Origin of the sequence: Synoicihabitans lomoniglobus, assembly GCF_029023725.1 — a bacterium.
GTDB lineage: Bacteria > Verrucomicrobiota > Verrucomicrobiia > Opitutales > Opitutaceae > Actomonas > Actomonas lomonigloba.
Genome location: NZ_CP119075.1, coordinates 5,362,311 through 5,383,462, shown reverse-complemented (window position 1 = coordinate 5,383,462; position 21,152 = coordinate 5,362,311). Strand labels below are relative to the sequence as shown.

Below are 21,152 nucleotides of genomic sequence, written 5' to 3'. Positions count from 1 at the left end.
AACAAGCTTGTTATTATTGTTTATCAATAATCATGAGTTTTTCATCCCGTTCATCCCTGCCCAAACTGGCTGCCACCTTGGACGTTTTTTTGTGCTTCTTATTGGGGCTGCTGGCACTCGCCGCTTTTTTCATGACCGTTACCACCGGCTATCACCTGATCACGGGGAAAGCGCCGGCGGTGAACGGCTACGAGATCAAGCTCACGACGAGCGTGCCTCCGCTAACCCTCCAGTCCGCCACCGGAGAACCTGTCGAGATCGAGATTGAATCAGCCACTGCCATCATCCCGCTCTACCAAGCCGCACCGAGTCTCCAGGTCGTGAGTATTTTCGGCATCTTCATTTTGTTTGGTCTCGTCGCGTGCGGACTGATTCAGGTGCGTCGCTTTCTGGGCAGTATCAAGACCGGTCAACCGTTCGTCGCAGCCAACGCCCAACGTTTGCGCAATCTTGCCTGGATCATCGTAGCCGGGGGGTTAGTCGACCCGATCATCTATGGTCTGACCGGGGCCTTGGCGCACCAGAGTTTCCCTGATTTTGCTTTCCGGCTCTCATTGGCCGGCCCCTTCAACGCCTTCTTTTACGGTGTCATCATCTTCATCATCGCCGAGGTCTTCAAAATCGGCGTGCAGATGAAGGAAGAGCAGGACCTCACCGTCTAAGGATCTGGCCATGCCTATTCGCATCCATCTTGACCGCCTGTTGACCGAGCGCGGGCTCACCCAAAAGGAGCTGTCTGAACGCGTCGGCATCACTCCGGCCAATCTCAACATCTTCACCACCGGCAAAGCCAAGGCGGTGCGCTTCTCGACCCTCGAAGCCATCTGCCGCGAACTCGACTGCCAGCCCGGCGACCTGTTGCGCTGGGAAGAATGAGCGCCCAGCAGAGTCGACCCTATTTCGTTTTTACAGGAGGAAACAGAGGAAAACAGAGCCGAGTGCACGAACTCCAGAGACCCGCAGGCTGACGGCTTCGTTCTCTTCGTTACCTTCTGTAAAACAAACCGCGCTCCACCCTATCGCGGTTCCGGCGTATTGATTTGTCCACTACGATGGGTGTATTCCATCAACTCAATGCGATTGCCGTCGGGGTCGGTGATCCAGCACTGGTCGGAATTGTCGATGCCGCGCTTCACCGCGCCGACTTCCACGCCGCGACTGATGAGCAGATCGCGCACGTCGTTGATGGCGGTGACTTCGAGGCAGAAGTGGCTGTATTGATTGCCTTGGTGCAGCGGCTCCGTGTTGCCACCCCACACCGCCGCCGCCCGGTGCTGGTCGAACATTTCGATAAAGGTGGTGTCACCGCACGCCATATAGGCACCGAACTTTTCCCCGGCGTCGTTGCGGAAATAGAACTGCAGCGTGAACCCCAGTTTATCGGCGTAAAATGCCACCTGGCGTTCGAGGTCGTTGGTGATGAGACAGACGTGGGCGAGTTTGCGAAACATGGGGCAATCAGGATGAAGGGTGGAGATTCTGCAGGGTGAGATTCCCCCTACGCCAGACCGAGTTTGGCCAGCAGTTCGGCCGGCGGTTCGGGTTGGGTGGCTAACGGCACATTACCGAGGTAACCGACGTCTTTCATGCCTTCGGGCGTGGTATAGAAACCTCCCGCCGTCAGGTCGCGAAAGCGGCGGAAGAAATTCTGCGCCTTGCGTTCGACTCGCGCCTCGTCCGACAGCGCCGCTTCGGCCGTCTCATCAAGCCGTTCCATTTTGCTGAGCCGATCGCAGAGTCGGGCCTGCGGGTTGATCCGCAGGTCGGCAAATTTGGCCTTGTAGCGCTCCTCGGCGATGGCATCGAGCTGCGCGAGGCCTTCAATGATCGTGGTGCGATCGCCCGCCTGCCCCGGATAGGGCGAACTGATCCACTCATCGATGAAGTCGTGCACCTTCAGGTCGGCGGCGCTCGGTGAATTCGCATCGGCCGGGATGATCAATCCACACAACACCGCGGCGGTGCGGCGCTGATGTTCATCAAAGGTCAGGGGCCAAAGTTCGCCGGGTTGGTAGTCGCGAGTGAGATCAGGATCCGAACCATAGCCTTCTCCATCGTAATAATTGGCAATGGTCACGCCAGGCTCGGCGGCTGGCGTCGTTTGTCCAAAGGCACGTGGCAATAAAGCGGCACTGGCGGCGGCGGTGGCCATCCACTTAAGAGCAGTGCGACGATCAAGACGTTCAGAAAGTGGAGAAGTCATGGAGAGAATGAAACGAGGTTAACCACCAAAAACACGAAAGGGTATTTTCAGCATGAGTGGTTCCAGTGGATGCGGGGAAGGGGTAACAGAAAATCGTGTTATCGTTGGAGGACGGACGGCTTTCGTGTGGTTCGTGTATTTCGTGGTTCCTCCGCCGCTCAGATATTGCCCTTGGCCAGTTCGCCGAGGAGGTGGTCGGCGGAGCGCCAGGCGAGGGCCATGATGGTGAGGGTCGGGTTTTTGTCGGCGTTGGACGGGAACGGCGCGCCGTCAGTCAGGTAGAGATTGGGCACATCCCACGTGGCTCCCCATTGATTGGTCACCGATTTCCGGCGGTCCTCGCCCATGATCGCGCCGCCGACTTCGTGAATGATTTCGCCGCCGGCCTTAATGGCCTCCCGCCGCGGCACGTCGGGACTGCCGTAGAGCACTTTGCCCCCACACTCCTCGACGATGGCGGAGAACGTGCGCTGCATGTGTGCCACTTGATTGAGTTCGTGGTCCGACCATTCCCAATAAAAACGCAGCACCGGGATGCCCCACTTGTCCTGCACCTTGGGGTCGATTTCACAGTAGGAACCTTCGTTGGGAATCATCTCGCCGCGACCGGCCATGTGCACGAAAGAGCCATGGTAACGGCGCACGTCTTCTTTGAATTTTCCGCCCCAACTGCCACCGCCGTTGAACCGGTCGAGGCCCGCGCCGGTGCCGACATTGGGCATGCCTTTGGCCGATCCGATTTCGATGTGGTAGCCCCGGGCAAAGTCGAGCTTGCCGGCCAGTTGTTCCTTATACTGCCACCACGGTGAATAAACGTGCAGTCCGCCCGCGCCGTCTTCGTTGAGCGGGGGCAGGTTTTCCAGCAACGGTGTCTGGCCGCCGACGGAGGCCCCCACCGTATCCATTAAATACTTACCCACCAAACCCGTCGAATTCGCCACGCCCTGCGGGAACTGCTTCGATTTGGAATTGAGCATGATGCGCACGGTCGAGGCCGCACTCGCCGCCAGCACCACCGCCCGTGCTTTGACGCGGTGCTCCATGCCGGTGGTTTTGTCGATGTAGAGGACGCCCTCCGCCCGGCCGCTTTCGCCGATGATCACCTCTCGCACCATGGCGTTGGCCACGATGTCGAGATTGCCCGTCGCGAGCGCCGGTGGCAGGTGCACCGTCGTCGACTGGTAATTGGCTTTGATCGAACAACCGCGTCCGCAACTGGTCGCCCAAAAACAGGCGGCGCGCGCATTCATGGCGTCACGCAAGACGCGCTGCGCCTTGGGGTTGTTGGGATGCAGTTTCGGTGGGATGTTGGTCGCATCCTGCCGCTGCGTCAGCACGGCCCGATGGCCCGCGACCACGGGCACGCCGAGTCGACCGGCGCGCTGTTGCACGAGGCGCTCACCCACGCGGGGTTTCGGCGCCGGCATCAACGTGCCGGGTTTGGAATTGGGCGTGTTTTCGAGCCCGTCGTTATCCCCGTAAACGCCAATCAGGAGCTCAACCTTTTCGTAGTAGGGTTCGAGGTCGTCGTAGCCGAGCGGCCAGTCGAATCCGAGACCGTCGCGCGAGTAGGGTTTGAAATCGTAGGGACCGTTGCGAAAGGAAAGCCGTCCCCAGTGATTGGTGCGACCGCCCATCATCCGCGTCCGCCACCACATGAATTGATTTTCGCGACCGGGGCTGGCGCGCACATACGGCTCGCCCGGAGAGGTCCAACCGCCGTCGATGGTGGCATCGAAAAATCCAAACGGTTTGTCCGGCGTGCTGGACCCACGCAGCGGCGACTTGTGTCCGGTTTGAAACATGGGCGTCTCGGTGACCGGATCGTAGTCCCGCCCGGCCTCGAGCATGAGCACCTTCACCCCTTCCATGGCGAGCGTGTAGGCGGTCTGACCGCCGCCGGCCCCGGAGCCGACCACGATCACATCATATTCCGGTTTGGTTTTGCTGCTGGTGATGGTCGGCATGGTGGGAGCGGTTCGAGGTTCAGAGATCGAGGCCGTTCAGGTAGGCAATGCTCTGCGGAATATTGGCGAGCGGATCGGGCGATTCATCCTCGATGAAGAAGTGCTGCACCCCGTGCGATTTCGCCACGGCGATGAGTTCCGGCCAGTCGACTTGGCCCGTGCCGACGATCACTTTGTCCTCCTTGGGCGCGCCACCATTGGCGAAGCCGGTGGCGGCTCCCTTGCGAATGTCCTTCACGTGCAGGCCCATCCAGCGGTTGGGATATTTGTTGAGCAGGGTCACGGGATCAGCGCCGCCGTGCACGACCCAGAAGACGTCCATTTCGAAGTAAACGTGATGACCGGCGGTGCCAGCCACGAGTTCGTCGAACGGCGTATCACCGGCGAGTTTGCCCGCACCGAATTCGTAGCCATGCGGATGATAACCGAACTTGATGCCGGCGGCGTGAAACGCATCCCCCCATTTGTTGAAAAGCGCGATCGAGGTGGCGACGTCCTCGGCGTCAAAATCGCCTTCGTGCGGAATCCATGGCAGAATGGCGTAACCCACGCCGAGAGTTTTGACCTCGTTGAGCACCGCCGCGAAGTCCTCCTTTAGCGCATTGTATTGCACGTGGGAACTGACCGCTTTGAGACCACGTTTTTCGAGCTCGGCGCGAAACTGCCCTGGCGTCATCCGTGCGGTGCCGGCGGTCTCGACTTCGGTAATACCGTAGCCGGCGACCATATCCATGGCCGCAAACGGATCCTGGAGAAAACTCCCCCGCACACTGTAAAGTTGCAGACCAATCTGCTCGGAGAGCGGTGCCGAATCTTCGTGGGGATGAGCGGGAGCGGTTGAAGCCACCGCCAACGCGGCGATAGCGAGCAAAAGACGAGAACGAAACGTCATAAGGGTAGGCATTATGGGGTAGAACAAGGAAGCCATCGGTGCTGCCCTTGCAGAAGCAATGGAGCACCCGGCTCGCGACGTGGCCAGCATCGTCGGAATCAATGTTGAGCCGCAACGTCTATCGAATCGATCGAGGGCTTGCATCATCGATCACGAGCGTGGGCTCGCCCTCGCCGCAATCTTGGCCTCAATGGGAGATTCGTGCAGTTGCTTCATATTTACGTTTCTCCCGGCCACAATTACTTCGGCCACCACGGTAAGCCCGCCGGTCAGCATCCGACGTCCGAAGTCGAGGCGGTGGAGTGTGTCGCTGGCAGCGGTCTGCGCGGCGATCGCTTCTTCGATTTCAAGGACGACTACAAGGGGCAGGTCACCTTCTTTGCCGCCGAAGTGTTTGAGGCCATGTGCGCCCGCCTCGCCGTCTTTGACCGGTCCCCCGCCGTGCTGCGCCGCAATATCATCACCCAGGGCGTCGATCTCAACACCCTCATCGGCACCGAATTCGAGGTGCAGGGCATTCGTTTCCGCGGGGTGACCGAATGCACGCCGTGCTACTGGATGGACCAAGCCTTCGGCCCCGGAGCGGAGGCGTTCCTCAAAGGTCGCGGTGGCTTACGCGCTAAGATTCTCACCAGCGGCACCCTGTGCCGAAACGCCATAGCCGCAGCCCCCGCCGGCGTCTAAATGCGACCTATTTAGGCCGCCCCCTGGGCGCGCTTGGTCAGGGCGATGGGGTGCGCTCCAACGTGGCGAGGAACGCGTCGCGCAGCGCTGGAGCACGTTTACTGCTCAGCACAAAAAACAATTCGTTGGGCCGCGGGCCTCGCCGGAAATAACTGTAACGCTCCATCCGCTCGGACGCCGCCGCGTCGCGCGCGACCCCATCGTAACTGATCTCGAAGTCGCGCAAATCATGCATCGCTTCCAACGCGATCAGCTTGCGCCGCTGATCCTCCGGCGAAAGCGCATGCGAATAAATGCGATCAAAAAACAGGTCCCCCTCGGTCCACGACGGCAGTCCAGTATGGGCGTCACGATCGCCCAGCGGCCACGCTTCTTCTTCCCGGTTGTGATTCGTATACAGGAGGAGTTCACACCGTCCGCCCCACTGCTCCAGCGCATCAATCAAGGCAATCGTCGTGAATTGGTGATCGGCGTGATTGTCCAACAGCGGATGCGGCGCGACAATCACGGTCGGTTGCACCCGCCGCAACTCCCACAACAGGTCGGCCACCAGTCCCTGCCAAGTCGGATCCAACGGCCGCTCCCGCAGGGCCGCGTCCGTGTTGAATCCGCGGTAGTAACCCGACTCGGGAATCTCGGCCACAAGCGGCGGCACAGTCTCCGCTGGAGCCGCGTGCATGCGCGCCAAAGTCGCATCGTAAAATCCCAGGTTGCGCGCCTTGCCGGGCAGCACCCCACCGTAAAAGGGCACACTGATACTGTCCCAGGTGCGGATCCACCCCTTCACCCGAAAATGCTCGCCTGCGTCGGGATACAAGACCGCGAAGTTTTCCCCGCCCGCATCGCCCGCCGTGACCGTGATGACGTCCGCCTGCGTCTGCTGATAAATGCCAAAGGCCGCGATCTCGGCATCGTCCGGATGCGGCGCCACCACCATTACCTTCGCGCGAACCAGACGGGGATTGGGATACCAAAAAATCGTCGCCCGCCCGGCTTCGATTTCGAGTCCCGACGTCTCCACTTCGAGCTGCGCGGGCTTCTGGTCCCTGGTTAGAAACGGCGATACATCCAGAAAACGCCGCCCGCGCGCGCCCACCTCAAACACGTGCCGCACTTCGCGCCCGACCCCGCGGAGCACAATCTCCGGTGCCCCCTCGTCCGACGCGACCACCTTGACCTCCAACCACGCGGAGCCGGGCGCCGACAATCCGGTGGGCCAAGTCATGGCGTCGGCCGTGAGTTCCGCCTCAAAAAGCTGCGCCCCCGTGCCCACGAAGCTGTAACCGTAGTCCGACGCAGCGTCGAATTGCGGACGGGCCGCGACCAGCCCGAACGCACTCAAGGTAAACATCAGAACGACGGCCAACGGGCGCCATCGGAGAGGGAACTCGGGGGTAACGAGCAGAGGCAACATGCTGATTATTCCGCCGTCTCACCACGCCCTAGGCAAGCATGCTCGGGTCCTTTAATCCGCGTGAAGGTTGACAAACCGGTATCGTCATTTCTGTTATTCCGCAAATACAGAAACAATGACCGTATTAACCTCCATTTCTGAAGCGTCACTCGTCCTGCCCGCCCGCCTCATTACTGCGCTCGCCGACCCCGCCCGTCTGCGCATTCTCAATCTCATCCGGCACGGCGGTGAGGTCTGCAACTGCCAGATCGGACCGGTCACAGGTTACATTCCGTCGAAGATTTCCCGCCATCTGACGTTGTTAAAACAAGCCGGACTGCTCACGGAGCGACGCGAGGGCACGTTCATCCACTATCAACTCGCGCGCCACGCTGATGCCATTAACCGCCAGCTGCTGACTTTGCTCGATGCCATCGCCACCGCAGACCCCTGTTTGCAAGCCGATCGCGCGAGTCTCGATGCGCACCGCTGCTGCTGAGCCCGCCGAATTCAAGCCATGCTCTCTCCGATCATTGCTTTCTCCCTGTTCCGGCCGTTCGAGTGGGCGGCCCAAGAGTTCGTGCAACTCATCGGCCTGTCGCCGGACTCCCCCTGGGGCGCGGCCTTGGCATTTTTCTTCTACGAAATTGCCAAGGTCAGCATCCTGATTTTCGCCATTTCCTGGGTCATGGCGCTCGTGCGTCGCGCGCTGCCGATCGAGGCCATGCGCCGTTGGTTGCAGACGCCGATCGGTCGCATTCTCGGCTATCCCGGCGCGGCGGCGTTTGGCGCGCTCACTCCGTTTTGCTCCTGTTCATCGGTGCCGCTGTTCATCGGCTTCATCGAGGCGCGCCTGCCCATCGGCATCGCCCTCGCTTTTCTGATCACCTCACCGCTGGTCAACGAGATCATCGTGGCGCTGTTCATCGCGAGTTTCGGGTGGAAGGTGGCCGTCATCTACATGGCCGCGGGCATGACTTTGGGCGTGGTCGGCGGCTGGATTTTGCAACGACTGCGCGCCGAACGCTGGCTCACCGATTTCGCCCAGCGCAAAACCGCCAGAGTCAGCGCGCCCGCCGCCCCCATCGTCGTCACGGCGGCAGCCAGCAGCGGCGGATGTTGTGGCACGGGCCAATCACCGCCCGAACCGGACACCCCGGGTTGCGATTGCGAAACCTCAACCTCGTGCGGCGATGCTCAACCACCCGTGGAGTCGGCCATCGCCTTCGCCAACCACGAGGCCCGTGACATCTATGTCGGCGTGCTCCCCTACCTCGCCATCGCACTGCTTCTCGGCGCCGGCATTCACGGCTTCGTGCCCGAACACGCCCTCGCCGCGTGGTTTGCCACCGGACGTTGGTGGGACGTGCCCGCCGCCGTCGTTTTTGGATTTCCTCTCTATGCCAGTGCCAATGCCATCGTGCCGGTGCTCGAAACCCTCGTCGCCAAAGGCGTGCCCCTCGGCACCGGCATGGCGTTCATCATGGCGGCCGTGGGCGTGTCCGTGCCCGAGCTCATCATCCTCAAACGGGTTATGACCGTCCGTCTGATGATCGCCTTTTCCCTCACGGTCAGCGTCGGCGTGGTGCTCGTCGGCTTCCTGTTCAATTTCCTCTCCTAACCTCCCTCTATCGTATCCAAATGAATACTACTACAGCCCTCCTCGCCGCCCTTCGCAATCACCCCGACGCCGCGCTTCACATCATCCTACCCGACGACGATGTCGTCCCGGCCCACTTCCATGTGACCGAGATCGGTCGCGTGCAGAAAGACTTCATTGACTGCGGCGGCACCCCGCGCACCCAGGTGCATTGTCAGCTGCAACTCCTGGTCGCCAACGACACCGATCATCGCCTTACCGCGGGCAAACTCGCCAAAATTTTTGACGCCAGCGCCGCCATCCTGCGCGGCGACGAGCTCCCGATCGTGATCGAGCACGAGGATTGCCGCACCATCGCCTTTCCGCTCCGCGACCTCACCGCGACCGATGAACAAATTACGTTCCGCCTCGATCTGCCGCACCCCGCGTGCCTCGCCGCCGATGCCTGCGGCTTGAGCCCGGAGGAAGCGGGTGTCGCTCCCGCCGGTGGTAGCTGCTGCACCCCCGGTTCCGGCTGCTGCTAACTTGGTTCGCCACCTCTCGAACGCTCCCAATTCTCATAAAATGATTCCTCTCATCAGCTCCGGCACCGCCGGTCCTCTCGGCGTGCTGCACCTGCCCCGCCTGTGGCTCAAAACCCTGCTCAGCGCCGTCGACCAACTACCGCCCGGCTACAAGGACATCCGCGTCGGATTCGATTTCATGGTCCTCGAAGGACTCAAGATCGACCCCGACGCCGCCCGGTCGTTCATCGTCAACGAACGTCCCTCCTATCTCGGGTTCGAAGCGTGGATCAAAGCCCAACCCGGCGTCGATCTCACGCCCGCCAACATTGCCGAGGTCAATGCCGTGGTGACCACCCGCGAAAAGAGTGACCGCGCTCGGGCCGAGATTCTGGCCACTATCGGTCTACCCGACGACGGCACAATAAAAGACTCCATCCTGCTCAACGCCCTCGACGATTGGCACGCCGTCCACGCCGAGCTGACGAGCTGAACCTTTGCCGTGCTGACGCCGCGGGAAATGGAGAGGTTACCGCCTTCCGTTTCGATGTCCCATCGCGTTTTGCCAAAGCGTCGGTAGTCGCGGGCGGTCAAGGACGCAGGTGCAGGAAATCGAGGTGAGGAAAGCTCGAGAAATCGGAGTCGAAGGAGACAACGCGGGCACCGCCCGATGAGGCGACGGCGGCGATCCATCCGTCCGTCCAAAGATGGGCGGGGAAATCCGCGCGACGGCTCCAAAGTTGAAACTGACTCTCGGCGGCGAGAGAATCCTCGATGAAGCAAACCTCGGGCAGCGCGGCGAAGGTATGGTAGGCGTCCCATGCCTCGAGAGCGGTGAACGGCGCGGCGCGCATCACGCGGGAATTGGTGAGCAAGCGTAGAAGGCCGAGCATGGTCGCACGGCAAAAGGCGATGTCGTGGGAGGCCTCCTGCTCCCAATAACGGCGAGCGCGGATGTGGTGCTCGTGGTCCGAATCAATCAAGGCCAGCCACAGATTGAGATCAGGGAGATCAATCTCGGCCATGGGCGTCCTCGGCAACGAACAGTGCGTCGACTTCTCGATTGGATAGCGCGGGATGCCGGATGCCGGTGGCCTTCCGAATCACGGGTAAAGGACTGCGCGGGCGGGGCTCGGCGGGCACGCCACCACGTTGATCAAGCCCCGCTTGGAGGAGCTCCGTCACGAAGTCCTTCAATTTGACGCCACGCAGGGCGGATTGAGCCTTGAGCTCCCGAAAAAGCGGATCGGGCAGGTCCATGGTCGTTCGCATAAAAGCATATTTATGCGAAAATACGTCATCGGGTCAATGACACCGTAGGGGGGTAAAATGTAACCGACGAGAAATCTGAAAATGTTGGCCCACTCAGCATCGGGGCAGGTCTGGGCTGGGAGCGCCGACGTCCTCGTCGGCATTCAGTTCAATGCCCACAGAGACACCGACGCTCCCAGAGGCGCTGGACCAAGGCCAGGATTCGGGCCTGGCACATAGACCGGCGCTCACGGGGTTTCGGTGAATATAATCGATGGTCTTGCGGTAGTGGTTTTCGTCGCGGATGTAGCGATCCCAGTATTCTCGCATCCAAAGATTTTCCCGGGGACGTTAAGGCCCAGCTTGGCAGTGCGGGAGATAGCCCCGTGAATACCATTGGCGTGGCTTGGAGGGGCCGACGGGGACGTCGGCTCTCCCAGGCGTGCTCACATAGGAAACGGCTTGAACGGGAGGCTGGAGGACATGGAGGAAAAAGCGTAGCGCGGGGCGGTCCCGAAACGCACCGCGACGACTCGGTCAAAATCGGCACGACTAATATGGTGCAAAACATCAGCCGACATTGTTTCTGCGACACGCATTTTCGAAGATCAGGAGACGCGCTTTCAGGTTAATTTAGCGGGCCACGCCATTAACGATCCGAACGAGACGCGAGGAGAAGACCGTCCGATCCGGGTCTGGGTTTATCCACGTCGATCTGTGGTCAAACCGCGCAGTCGACGACTGCCGCTCAGCGGCCGAACGCCGCCGCGCGCTTGGTGTGTTCCTGTTCCAAGCTGCCGCAGACGAGTTCGCACAGCTGGAAGATCGACGCATCGGCGATCGAGTAGAATACCTGCAACCCTTCCTTGCGGCGCTTCAAAATACCCGCGTTTGCGAGGTGTTGCAGATGACGCGACACGTTGGCCTGCGTGCCTGCGCTTAGCTCCACCAGCGTGTTCACCGGCTTCTCGCCATCGAACAGGGAATGAATGAGCCGCAACCGCATCGGTTCCGACAAGACGGCGAAGCGCCGAGCGATTTGCTCCAACGCTTCTTCGGATAAATTACGCGGCTTTGAGCCCATGGCCGCTACTGAGCAGATGCTTGACATACTGGCAACTATATGCACGTATGCTCATGTATTAGTTTTAAGTCAATTATGAAAACCGAGTCCTTCATCCGCATCTTCGCCGGCGTCTTCACCCTGATCAGTGTGGCCCTCGCCCACTTCGTCAGTCCGTGGTGGTTGCTCTTCACCTGTTTCATCGGGCTCAACCTCATCCAATCCGCCCTCACCGGCTTCTGCCCGCCGACCTTCGTTTTAAACAAACTCGGTTGGATTCGCGCCGACGGCACCATCGCGTGGGGTGGCGACAAGCAGGTTTCCTGATGCGCGCTTTCACGTTCATCCTCATCGGAGCGGCCGTCGCCACCACACCCACCTTGGCCGCCGAATCACCGTGGACACTCACATCCGCTCTCGCCGAGGCCCGTGCGCATAGTCCGGAGGCGACCATGGCCGCCGCCCGGATCGAACGCGCCCAAGCGTTCATCGACCAAGCCAACGCGGGCCGCCTGCCCCAGCTTTCCCTCCGCGCCGGCTACACCCAAACCAACAACCCGATGATGGCTTTCGGCTCCATCCTCAACCAGGGCGCGTTCACCAATACCATCGATTTCAACGCCCCCGGCCAGGTCGACAATTTCAACCTCACCGGCACCGCCACCTACGCGCTCTACAACGGGGGCCGCACCAACGCCGCCATCGCCGGTGCCCGCGCCGCCGCCACCGCATCCGCTCACGATCAAGCGACCGCTTTTGCCCGGCTCGATGTCGCCGTGCTGCGCGCCTATTTCAACATCCGCTCCGGCCGCGAGGGGCTGGCCGCCCTCGACGCCGCCGTGACCGCGCTGGAAGCATCGCACCGCATCGCGACCCTTCGCTTTGAAGCCGGCCAACTCCTCAAGACCGAGCTGCTCAACCTCGACGTGCAACTCGCCCAAACCCGCGAGCAACAGCTCGCCGGACGCCAACAGGTGGAACTCGCCGAACGCCAATTCCTCTATCTCCTCGGTCGCCGCCCCACCGGTCCCGTCACCCTCGCTCCGACCGATCCCGCCATCACCGCGCTCTCTGCTCCCGCCGACGCCGAGCCGGCCTCCCGCCCGGAGCTCGACGCCATGGCCGCCCGCCTCGATGCCGCCAACGAAAACCTCGATGCCTCCCGCGCCGACGCCCGTCCCTCCGTCCGCGCTTTCGCTTCCTACCAACTCGATCATGGCTGGCGTCTCGACGGCAGTGGCGACAGCTGGATGACCGGCCTTCAAGCCGAGTGGAATCTCTTCGACGGCAAGGCCACCGCCGGTCGTATCCGCGCCGCCCGCGCCCAACTCACCGAAGCCGAGGCCGCCACGCGCCAACTCGAACTGGCGGTGCAACTCGAGCTCGAACAAACTCGCCTCGCCCACGATCTCGCCGTCGCCCAACTCGAGGTCACCGCCACCCTCGTCGCCCAAGCCGAGGAAGCCGCGACCATTTCCCGCGCCCGCTTCGAAGCGGGTTCGCTGCTTTCCGCCGAGCTCATCGGCGTCGAAACCCGTCTCACTTCCACCCGCGTGCGTCGCGCCGTGGCCGCCGCCACCGAACGCATCGCCGTCGCCGAGCTCCGCCGCGCCGCCGGCCTCCCCCTTTTGCCCTGATCCTCCCCTTCCCCTTTTCGCCATGCACCGACCCTCTCCCATTTTAACCACCATCGGCGTCATCGCCGCGCTCTTGATGCTGAGCGCCTGCAGCAAACCCGCATCGACCGCCGCCAACGCCCCCGCCTTGCCCGCGATGGAGGTCGAGGTCGCCACCGTCACTGCCACCACCGATCATCAGGAGCGTCATCTCCCCGGCACCGTGCAAGCCGTCGCGCGCGCCACCGTTTCCGCCCAAACCATGGGCACCGTCGACCGCGCCCCGATCGCCATCGGCCAGACCGTCACCGCCGGACAGACCCTCGTCACACTCTCCGCCACCGAGCTCAACGCCCGCGTCGCTCAGGCCCGCGCCGCCCTCGACCAGGCCACCCGCGACCATCAACGCGAAGCTGACCTGCTCACCCGCGGTGCCTCCACCGCCGAAACCGTGCGTGCGCTCGAGGATCAGCGTCGCATGGTCGCCGCCGCTCTCGACGCCGTCTCCGCGCAACTCGCCCACACCACCGTCGTCGCTCCCTTCGACGGCGTGATCACGCAACGCTTGGTCGAGTCCGGCGACTTCGCTGCTCCCGGCACCCCGTTGTTCACCATCGAGGGCTCCGACCTCGAGGTCGAAGTGGCGGTCCCCGAATCCCTGCGATCCCTAACCGTCGGCGATCCCGTCACCGTCGAAGCCGACTTCGTCCCCTACGCCGGCACCGTCCGCGAAGCTTCCCCCGCCGCCAACGCCGCAACGCGTTCGCGGCTGGTGCGTATTTTGATCAACGCAGCCGCGCCATTGCGCGCCGGGCAATTCGTGCGCGTGCGCTGGCCCGATACCACCGTGCCCACCCTCACCATCCCGGCCAGCGCCGTCACCACCTTCGGCCAGATGCAACGCGTGTTCGTCGTCGCCGACGGTCACGCCGTGCTGCGCCTCGTCAAGACCGGCCACACCACCGAAGGCGTCACCACCGTGCTCGCCGGACTCAACGCCGGTGAAACCGTCGTGATCAACCCACCCGCTCCGTTGCGTGACGGACAATCGCTGCAGATTTCCCGATGAGCGACACCGACGACCAACCCACTCCCAAGACCGCGCCACGCTACGGCGTGACCGGACGACTCGCGGCGATCTTCATTGACTCAAAGCTCACGCCGATCGCCGTCATTGCGTCGATCCTGCTGGGCCTGTTTGCCGTGTTGCAACTCCCCCGCGAGGAGGAGCCGCAGATCAAGGTTCCCATGATCGACGTGCTCGTCGCCATGCCCGGCGCCACCCCCACCGAGGTCGAGAACCGCGTCACGCGTCCGATGGAAAAACTCCTCTGGGAAATCCCCGACGTCGAATACCTCTACTCCACCTCCGGTCCCGGCAACGCCCTCATCATCGCGCGCTTCGAGGTCGGCACCGATATCGAGGCAGCCCTCATCCGCCTGAACCAAAAACTTCAGACCAACTACGACGCCATTCCCGCCGGCGTGAGCACGCCGCTCATCAAGCCGCGCACCATCGACGACGTGCCCATTCTCGCGCTCACGCTCCATAGCGCGACGCAGGATCACCTCACGCTGCGCCGCCTCGGCGCCCAACTCGACGAAGCCGTAAAATCCGTCGATCAGGTCGCCGAGACCACGCTCATCGGCGGCGTCCGTCGCGCCGTGCGCGTCGCGCTTGATCCCGCCGCCCTCGCCGCTCACGGGCTCGATGTGGACTCCGTCGGCGCCGCCCTCCAGGCCGCCAACAGTGCGGCGCAGGCGGGGTCGCGACCTTTTGCCAATACCGAGATCCTGCTCGATATCGGAGCGTTTCTGCGCGACGCCACCGACGTCGCTGCCGTCGTGGTCGGCGTGCAGGACAACCACCCGGTTTACCTGCGCGACGTCGCCACCATCACCGACGGCGCCGAGGAACCCGCCAACTACGTGTTGCACGGCGCGCCCGGCACGCCTCTCGAAGCCGCCGTCACGCTGAGCGTGGCCAAGCGTCCCGGTGCCAACGCCATCGACGTCGTCGAGGATATCCTCACCAAGATCGACACCCTGCGCGGCACCTTGCTGCCCGCCGACGTCGAGCTGACCGTGACCCGCGACTACGGCCATACCGCGGCGGAAAAGAGCAACGAGCTGCTGCTGCACATGGGCATCGCCGTATTCGGCGTGGCCGTGCTCATCCTGTTTTTTCTCGGCTGGCGCGAATCCACTGTGGTGTTACTCGCCATCCCGTCGACCCTGGCGCTCACGTTGCTCGTGTTCTACCTTTATGGATACACGCTCAATCGCATCACGCTCTTCGCCTTGATCTTCTCGATCGGTATCCTGGTCGACGACGCGATTGTCGTGGTCGAAAATATCGTGCGCCACGTGCGCTTGCCGGGCGCTCGCCAAAAGCCGTTGCGTCAAGTCGCGCTGGAGGCGGTCGATGAAGTCGGCAACCCGACCGTGCTCGCGACGTGGGCCGTCATCGCGGCCATCCTGCCCATGGCCTTCGTGGGCGGATTGATGGGACCTTACATGCGGCCGATTCCGATCGGTTCGACCGCGGCCATGTTGTTCTCCTTGGTCATCGCTTTCACAATCACGCCGTGGGCCGCGTTGCGCGTGCTGCGCCGCCGTTTCGTGAAGGAAGAGGTGATGCCCGAAGCGGAACGCTCGGCCCTCACCTTCGAGGAAGGCCACGGCCATGGGCACGGCCACGGTGAGGCCGACTGGTCGACGCGCCTGTATCACCGCGTGATGGAGCCGCTGCTCGACAGCGCGTTCCACCGTTGGGCCTTTCTCGCCACCATCGTGGTGTTGCTGGCTGGATCGGCGGCGGTGGTGCTGTTCGGTTTCGTCGAGGTCAAGATGCTGCCGTTCGACAACAAGTCGGAGTTTCAGGTCATCATCGACACGCCGGAGGGCACCACCCTGGAACAGACGACGGCCATCGCCCAGGAAATGGCGGCCGCGATCCAGACCGCGCCCGAGGTCAGTGATTTCCAAATCTACGCCGGCACGGCCTCGCCGTTCAATTTCAACGGACTCGTGCGTCACTACTACATGCGGCGCGGACCCAACGTGGCCGACATCCAAGTCAACCTCGTGGGCAAGCATGACCGCGCCGACCAAAGCCACGACATCGCCAAACGCATCCGCCCGGCTCTCGCCGTCATTGCCCAAAAACATGGTGCCAATGTCGCCGTCGCCGAAGTGCCGCCCGGCCCGCCGGTGTTGCAAAGCCTCGTGGCCGAGATCTACGGCCCCGACGAGGAACAACGCGTCGCCCTCGCCCGCCAAGTGCGAGACGTCATGGCGGGCACCGAGGGCGTGGTGGACCTCGATTGGTATGTGGAAGATCCGCAATCCAAGGTGCGCTACGTGGTCGACAAGGAGAAGGCCGCCTTTCACGGCATCAGCACCGCCGCCATCGCGCGCACGTTGCGCTTCGCCGCGCGAAATCACCCCGTCGATCTGCTGCACCAACCCGACGAACGCGAGGACGTGAACATCTTGCTGGAGTTGCCCGATTCCGCTCGGACGACGCCCGAGGAATTGCTCGCGCTGCAAGTGCGTTCGGACCGTGATCCGTCCGCGCCGCTGGTGGCGTTGTCGGAACTCGTGCGCGTCGAACGCACCGCCGGCACGCGCAGCCTTTATCGCAAAAACCTGAAGCCCGTGACCTACGTGACCGCCGATGTCGCGGGCCTGGTGGAGAGTCCCGCCTACGCGTTGTTTGGCATCCACATGGACCTGCTCGACATCGATGCGCGCGACTACGGTGCCACCGATCCCGAACTCAATATCCTGCACCTCAACCTCCCGGATGACGACACCCAGCCCGCTCTCAAATGGGACGGCGAATGGCACATCACCTTGGAGGTATTCCGCGATCTCGGCATCGCCTTCGCCGCCGTGCTCATCCTCATCGCGATGCTCATGGTCGGCTGGTTCCGCAGCTACGTCACGCCGCTCGTGGTCATGGCCGCGATTCCGTTTTCGCTGATCGGCATCCTGCCCGCGCACTGGGCGATGGGCGCGTTTTTCACCGCGACCTCGATGATCGGCTTCATGGCCGGCGCGGGCATTGTGGTGCGCAACTCGATCATCCTCGTCGACTTCATCGAACTGCGCCGCGGCGACGGACTCGCCCTGCGCGACGCCGTGGTCGAAGCCGGTGCGGTGCGCTTTCGCCCCATGTTGCTCACCGCCTTAGCGGTCGTGGTCGGCGCAAGCGTCATCCTCGCCGACCCTATTTTCCAAGGCCTGGCGATCAGCCTCATGTTCGGCGAGATCGCCTCGCTCTTCATCAGCCGCATGGCCGTGCCCGTCCTCTACTTCATGGCCAACCAAAGCAAGGAGGTCACCTAACTCCCACTCGTCATGGCCCGCCTTACGTCAACGGTCGCCATCAGCTTCGCGATTCTGGTCTGCCTGCCTTTACCGGGCAAAAGCCAGAGACCCGACTACCTGGTCTACTTCATCGCCAAAGAGACGTTTGCATCCGTGCCGCTCCAAGCACCCGAATTGGAGAACAATCCCGCCACCCCCGCTAAACGGGAACTGGGCAAAATGCTGTTCTTCGATCCACGGCTTTCGCCCGATGGAACCTCCAGCTGCCACAGCTGCCACGACCTCACAGCGGGAGGCGCTTCCTCGAAGTCCGCTTCGTTCGGACACCACTGGCAAAAAGAACCGCGCAACGCTCCCACCGTGTTCAACGCGATTTTCAATACCGCCAAATTTTGGGACGGACGCTCCGCCGACCTCACCGCTCGGTCCGGGCATCCCGTTGAGGCTCGGCTGGAACTGGGCGATGATGCGGCTGTCGTGGTCGCCCGCCTTGGTTCGATTCCGGGCTATGTGCGCCGATTCGCCGCCGCCTTCCCCGACGACCCCGAACCGGTCAACCACCACAACATGGCCTTGGCGCTGGAGTGCTTCCAAGCGACTCTCATCACGTCCCGATCACGCTTCGACCGCTACCTCGATGGCGACGTGAAGGTGCTCAAGTCCAACGAGGAAGCCGGCTTGCGAGCCTTTACCCTGAAAGGCTGCACGATCTGCCACACTGGCGTAAACCTCGGTGGCGACAGCTACTACCCGTTCGGCGTTTTCGAGCAACCGCCCGTCGGGATCCGCCCTGAGGCCGACCGCGGTCGGTTCGCGGTGACCGCGTCCAAAAGCGACGACTACGTCTTTCGCGCCTCGCCGCTGCGTAACATCGCCCTCACCAGCCCCTACTTCCACTCGGGCCAGGTGGAAAGCCTGGAGGAAGCCGTGGCCATCATGAGCTCCAGCCAAATGGGCGGCACCCTCACCGATCAGGAGGTTTCTGACATCGTGGCCTTCCTTCAAACCCTCACCGGCCGACTCCCCACCATCGAGTCGCCTGCACTTCCTCCATCACCCTCCACACCTGCTCTCCGCTAAAACATCATGACTAAATCCCCCCTCATCACCAAACTCAACGACCAGCTTAACCGCGAGGTCTCCACGTTCCTCCGCTACATGCGTCAGGCCGCCGCGATCAAAGGCGCGTCGAATGAAAACGTGCGCTCCATGTATCTCGCCGAAGTCACCGACGAAGTGGGCCACGCCCAATACCTCGCCAATCAGATCGCGCATCTCGGCGGCACCCCGGAACTGGCCCCTGATTTGTCACCCATTCCGGCCACCGTCGACGCCATGCTCACCGCCGATATCGCGGCCGAAGGCGCCGACGTGGCAAACTACATCGAACTCGCCCACATGGCCGAGTCCGCCGGGCATTTCGCGCTCAAGCAAACCATGGAGGACCAAGCCGCCGACGAAGATCATCACCGCCAGGAGATGGCCCGCCTGCGCGGCTGAGCCGGCTCCTCACCACCGACCCACCCTCCAACGCCACCGTCATGTCCGCAATCGCTCCTCTCCAAATCGTCATTGTCGGCGGCGTTGCCGCCGGGGCCTCCGCCGCCGCCCGGGCTCGCCGGCTCGACGAGTTCGCTCACATCACGCTGCTCGAACGCGGTCCGGATGTCTCGTTCGCCAATTGCGGCCTGCCTTACTACATCGGCGGAGAAATCGGCGATCGCGCGGCCCTCGCCGTGCAAACCCCGACCACGTTGAAGCAGCTGCTCAACATCGAGGTGCGCACGTCGACAGCAGCCATCACCATCGATCGATCCAACAAACGCGTGCAGGTGCAATCCATCGCCGACGGCACCATCGCGTGGCTGCCCTACGACAAGCTCGTGCTCGCTCCCGGCGCGCAACCGCTGCGGCCACCACTCCCCGGCATCGATGATCCCCGCCTGCACACGCTTCGCAATCTTGGCGACATGGACCGCATCAAAGCCGCCGCCACCGCCCACGTCACGGTCATCGGAGCCGGCTTCATCGGCTTGGAAATGGCGGAACAGTTTCGCCACGCCGGCAAGGACGTCACGTTGGTGGAGCTTCAGCCGCAGGTGCTCCCGCAGCTCGACCAAGCCATGACCGGCCTGCTGGAGGACGAACTGCGTCGCCACGACATCACCCTCATTCTCGGCGACGGCATTGCCTCCTTCCACGACGCCGACGGCCGCCTCGGCTGCACCCTCGCCTCCGGACGCGTCGTCACCACCGATCTCGCGGTGCTCGCTCTCGGCGTGCGCCCCGACACCACCCTCGCCCGCGACGCGGGCCTGGTGCTCGGCCCACGCGGTCACATTAAAGTGGATACGTTTATGCGCACCAGCGATCCCGACATCTACGCCGGCGGTGACGCCGTCGAAGTGGAGGACTTCGTTACGGGTGAAGCGTGCGCCGTGCCTCTCGGCGGTCCCGCCAACCGCCAAGGTCGTCTCGCGGCCGATCACATCATACGGCCCGCTCAAACCAAACCCTTTCCCGGCGTTCTCGGCACCGCCATCGTGCGCGTCTTCGAAGTAACCGCCGGACTTACCGGCTGGACGGAAAAGCGCCTCAAGGCGGCTCACCGCGACTACCGCGTCGTGACCGTCAACGACAACCACCACGCCGGCTACTACCCCGGCGCCCAGCCTCTGCAACTGAAGCTCCTCTGGGCACCTGACAGCGGTCGCATTCTTGGCGCTCAAGTCACCGGCCTGGCTGGCGTCGACAAGCGTCTTGATGTCATCGCCACCGCCATCATGGGCGGTCTCACCATCGACGACTTGGCTCAACTCGAACTCGCCTACGCCCCTCCGTTTGGCGCGGCCAAGGACATCATCAATCTCGCCGCGTTCACCGCCGTGAATGCCCGCGATGGTCTCGTCACGCCGGTCGATCGCATTCCCGACGACCCCGCCGTGCAAGTAGTCGATGTGCGTCCACCTCCCTTGGTGGCGGCCCACCCGCTGCCCCGCGAGGGCATCATCAATATTCCCTTCGGCCAGCTGCGCGATCGTGCAGGTGAACTGGATACATCGCGCCCGGTCGTCACCGTGTGTGCGCTGGGCAAAACATCCTACTTTGCCGCGCGCATTCTCGCCCAGCGCGGATTTGAGGTCAGATCGCTCACCGGCGGCATTCGCGCCCATTTCGATCCCCGCAGCCCGGCCAAGCTGCCGACGCCGTGACCGTGTGTCGGCCTCATGCGCAAAAACCAACCGGCATCAAGGTGTCTAAGCGCTCGGCAATCGACCGTTCAAAAAGTCGTCGAGCGCCCGCGAACCACCCACCCCGGGCGCGCGTGCCAATTTGACATTCGCCCCGCGGAAAAAATGGGCCACGTGATCACCAAACTCACCTGCAATCACCGCACCGATTTCGGTTTCCATCAGCGTCACCGCCACGTTCAACCCGCCGTCGGGCGGCATCGTTTTTCTTGGTCCTTTGGCCAATTTGGACAATCCGGCATTCTCCGTATCGTAGATCATGTAAAACGGTGCTCGGCCAAATTTGGGAGCCACCTCGCCGGACAACCGGCTCTGGTTACAGGCAATCGCGATCTTCATGACTAATCCGCTCTCCCGGGAGGTTTGAATGGCGATTTACCATCACCCGAAATCA

Annotated in this window: 23 protein-coding genes; 14 read left to right on the top strand and 9 right to left on the bottom strand. The window is 62.5% G+C overall.

Annotated features, from left to right (window positions below; translation table 11 throughout):
• Nucleotides 1–32 precede the first annotated feature (32 nt).
• Nucleotides 33–662 (top strand): DUF2975 domain-containing protein, encoded by a 630-nt coding sequence (locus PXH66_RS20840; protein ID WP_330931935.1) that lies wholly within the window; start codon nucleotides 33–35, stop codon nucleotides 660–662.
• Between the two features lie 10 nt (nucleotides 663–672).
• The gene (locus tag PXH66_RS20835; protein ID WP_330931936.1) at nucleotides 673–876 is read left to right on the top strand and encodes a helix-turn-helix domain-containing protein; all 204 of its coding nucleotides are present in this window, start codon (nucleotides 673–675) and stop codon (nucleotides 874–876) included.
• A 140-nt stretch (nucleotides 877–1,016) separates the two neighbouring features.
• On the opposite strand, the gene PXH66_RS20830 is transcribed toward PXH66_RS20835, so the two are convergent.
• The 4 genes from PXH66_RS20830 to PXH66_RS20815 form a co-directional block, all read right to left on the bottom strand.
• Nucleotides 1,017–1,451, bottom strand: coding sequence for a VOC family protein (locus PXH66_RS20830; protein WP_330931937.1), 435 nt, complete (start codon nucleotides 1,449–1,451; stop codon nucleotides 1,017–1,019).
• A gap of 47 nt (nucleotides 1,452–1,498) precedes the next feature.
• Nucleotides 1,499–2,203, bottom strand: coding sequence for a gluconate 2-dehydrogenase subunit 3 family protein (locus tag PXH66_RS20825; RefSeq protein WP_330931938.1), 705 nt, complete (start codon nucleotides 2,201–2,203; stop codon nucleotides 1,499–1,501).
• Nucleotides 2,204–2,361: 158 nt separating this feature from the next.
• Entirely contained in the window at nucleotides 2,362–4,170 is a 1,809-nt protein-coding gene (locus tag PXH66_RS20820) for a GMC oxidoreductase (protein ID WP_330931939.1), read from the bottom strand.
• 19 nt (nucleotides 4,171–4,189) lie between these two features.
• Nucleotides 4,190–5,062, bottom strand: coding sequence for a sugar phosphate isomerase/epimerase family protein (locus PXH66_RS20815; protein ID WP_330931940.1), 873 nt, complete (start codon nucleotides 5,060–5,062; stop codon nucleotides 4,190–4,192).
• A gap of 201 nt (nucleotides 5,063–5,263) precedes the next feature.
• Here PXH66_RS20815 and PXH66_RS20810 point away from each other — a divergent pair, with 201 nt between their 5' ends.
• The gene (locus PXH66_RS20810) at nucleotides 5,264–5,746 is read left to right on the top strand and encodes an MOSC domain-containing protein (protein WP_330931941.1); all 483 of its coding nucleotides are present in this window, start codon (nucleotides 5,264–5,266) and stop codon (nucleotides 5,744–5,746) included.
• Between the two features lie 37 nt (nucleotides 5,747–5,783).
• Here PXH66_RS20810 and PXH66_RS20805 read toward each other — a convergent pair whose 3' ends face one another.
• Nucleotides 5,784–7,160 (bottom strand): PIG-L deacetylase family protein, encoded by a 1,377-nt coding sequence (locus PXH66_RS20805; protein WP_330932137.1) that lies wholly within the window; start codon nucleotides 7,158–7,160, stop codon nucleotides 5,784–5,786.
• Nucleotides 7,161–7,275: 115 nt separating this feature from the next.
• On the opposite strand from PXH66_RS20805, the gene PXH66_RS20800 reads away from it, so the two are divergent.
• The 4 genes from PXH66_RS20800 to PXH66_RS20785 are packed head-to-tail and all read left to right on the top strand — an operon-like array spanning nucleotide 7,276 to nucleotide 9,735.
• Nucleotides 7,276–7,638: an ArsR/SmtB family transcription factor gene (locus PXH66_RS20800; protein ID WP_330931943.1), complete on the top strand. Its 363-nt coding sequence runs from the start codon at nucleotides 7,276–7,278 to the stop codon at nucleotides 7,636–7,638.
• An 18-nt stretch (nucleotides 7,639–7,656) separates the two neighbouring features.
• Nucleotides 7,657–8,760, top strand: coding sequence for a permease (locus tag PXH66_RS20795; protein WP_330931944.1), 1,104 nt, complete (start codon nucleotides 7,657–7,659; stop codon nucleotides 8,758–8,760).
• A gap of 20 nt (nucleotides 8,761–8,780) precedes the next feature.
• On the top strand, nucleotides 8,781–9,263 hold the full coding sequence (locus PXH66_RS20790) for a DUF6428 family protein (protein ID WP_330931945.1): 483 nt from the start codon (nucleotides 8,781–8,783) through the stop codon (nucleotides 9,261–9,263).
• A gap of 40 nt (nucleotides 9,264–9,303) precedes the next feature.
• Nucleotides 9,304–9,735, top strand: coding sequence for a DUF5069 domain-containing protein (locus PXH66_RS20785; RefSeq protein ID WP_330931946.1), 432 nt, complete (start codon nucleotides 9,304–9,306; stop codon nucleotides 9,733–9,735).
• Nucleotides 9,736–9,832: 97 nt separating this feature from the next.
• Here PXH66_RS20785 and PXH66_RS20780 read toward each other — a convergent pair whose 3' ends face one another.
• From PXH66_RS20780 to PXH66_RS20770, 3 genes are all read right to left on the bottom strand, one after another.
• Nucleotides 9,833–10,267 carry a TA system VapC family ribonuclease toxin gene (locus PXH66_RS20780; protein WP_330931947.1) on the bottom strand — a complete coding sequence of 145 codons (435 nt, stop codon included), beginning with the start codon at nucleotides 10,265–10,267 and terminating at the stop codon, nucleotides 9,833–9,835.
• Complete coding sequence (locus PXH66_RS20775; RefSeq protein WP_330931948.1) at nucleotides 10,254–10,514, bottom strand: hypothetical protein; 261 nt, start codon at nucleotides 10,512–10,514, stop codon at nucleotides 10,254–10,256. The genes PXH66_RS20780 and PXH66_RS20775 overlap by 14 nt, the downstream gene beginning before the upstream one ends.
• 727 nt (nucleotides 10,515–11,241) lie before the next feature.
• The gene (locus PXH66_RS20770) at nucleotides 11,242–11,577 is read right to left on the bottom strand and encodes an ArsR/SmtB family transcription factor (RefSeq protein ID WP_330931949.1); all 336 of its coding nucleotides are present in this window, start codon (nucleotides 11,575–11,577) and stop codon (nucleotides 11,242–11,244) included.
• Between the two features lie 75 nt (nucleotides 11,578–11,652).
• Here PXH66_RS20770 and PXH66_RS20765 point away from each other — a divergent pair, with 75 nt between their 5' ends.
• Genes PXH66_RS20765 through PXH66_RS20735 form a run of 7 tightly spaced genes read left to right on the top strand, consistent with a single transcriptional unit; the run spans nucleotide 11,653 to nucleotide 20,719 of the window.
• On the top strand, nucleotides 11,653–11,883 hold the full coding sequence (locus tag PXH66_RS20765) for a YgaP family membrane protein (protein WP_330931950.1): 231 nt from the start codon (nucleotides 11,653–11,655) through the stop codon (nucleotides 11,881–11,883).
• Nucleotides 11,883–13,193 (top strand): TolC family protein, encoded by a 1,311-nt coding sequence (locus PXH66_RS20760; RefSeq protein WP_330931951.1) that lies wholly within the window; start codon nucleotides 11,883–11,885, stop codon nucleotides 13,191–13,193. Before PXH66_RS20765 ends, PXH66_RS20760 begins: the two co-directional genes overlap by 1 nt.
• Nucleotides 13,194–13,215: 22 nt before the next feature.
• Nucleotides 13,216–14,241: an efflux RND transporter periplasmic adaptor subunit gene (locus tag PXH66_RS20755; protein WP_330931952.1), complete on the top strand. Its 1,026-nt coding sequence runs from the start codon at nucleotides 13,216–13,218 to the stop codon at nucleotides 14,239–14,241.
• Entirely contained in the window at nucleotides 14,238–17,525 is a 3,288-nt protein-coding gene (locus PXH66_RS20750; RefSeq protein WP_330931953.1) for an efflux RND transporter permease subunit, read from the top strand. Before PXH66_RS20755 ends, PXH66_RS20750 begins: the two co-directional genes overlap by 4 nt.
• Before the next feature lie 12 nt (nucleotides 17,526–17,537).
• Nucleotides 17,538–18,587, top strand: a complete 1,050-nt coding sequence (locus PXH66_RS20745; RefSeq protein WP_330931954.1) for a cytochrome-c peroxidase — start codon at nucleotides 17,538–17,540, stop codon at nucleotides 18,585–18,587.
• A gap of 6 nt (nucleotides 18,588–18,593) precedes the next feature.
• A complete protein-coding gene (locus PXH66_RS20740; RefSeq protein ID WP_330931955.1) occupies nucleotides 18,594–19,007 on the top strand; it encodes a ferritin-like domain-containing protein in 414 nt (137 codons plus the stop codon).
• 41 nt (nucleotides 19,008–19,048) lie between these two features.
• On the top strand, nucleotides 19,049–20,719 hold the full coding sequence (locus tag PXH66_RS20735; protein ID WP_330931956.1) for an FAD-dependent oxidoreductase: 1,671 nt from the start codon (nucleotides 19,049–19,051) through the stop codon (nucleotides 20,717–20,719).
• 45 nt (nucleotides 20,720–20,764) lie between these two features.
• Here PXH66_RS20735 and PXH66_RS20730 read toward each other — a convergent pair whose 3' ends face one another.
• Nucleotides 20,765–21,097 (bottom strand): NifB/NifX family molybdenum-iron cluster-binding protein, encoded by a 333-nt coding sequence (locus tag PXH66_RS20730; RefSeq protein ID WP_330931957.1) that lies wholly within the window; start codon nucleotides 21,095–21,097, stop codon nucleotides 20,765–20,767.
• Between the last annotated feature and the right edge of the window lie 55 nt (nucleotides 21,098–21,152).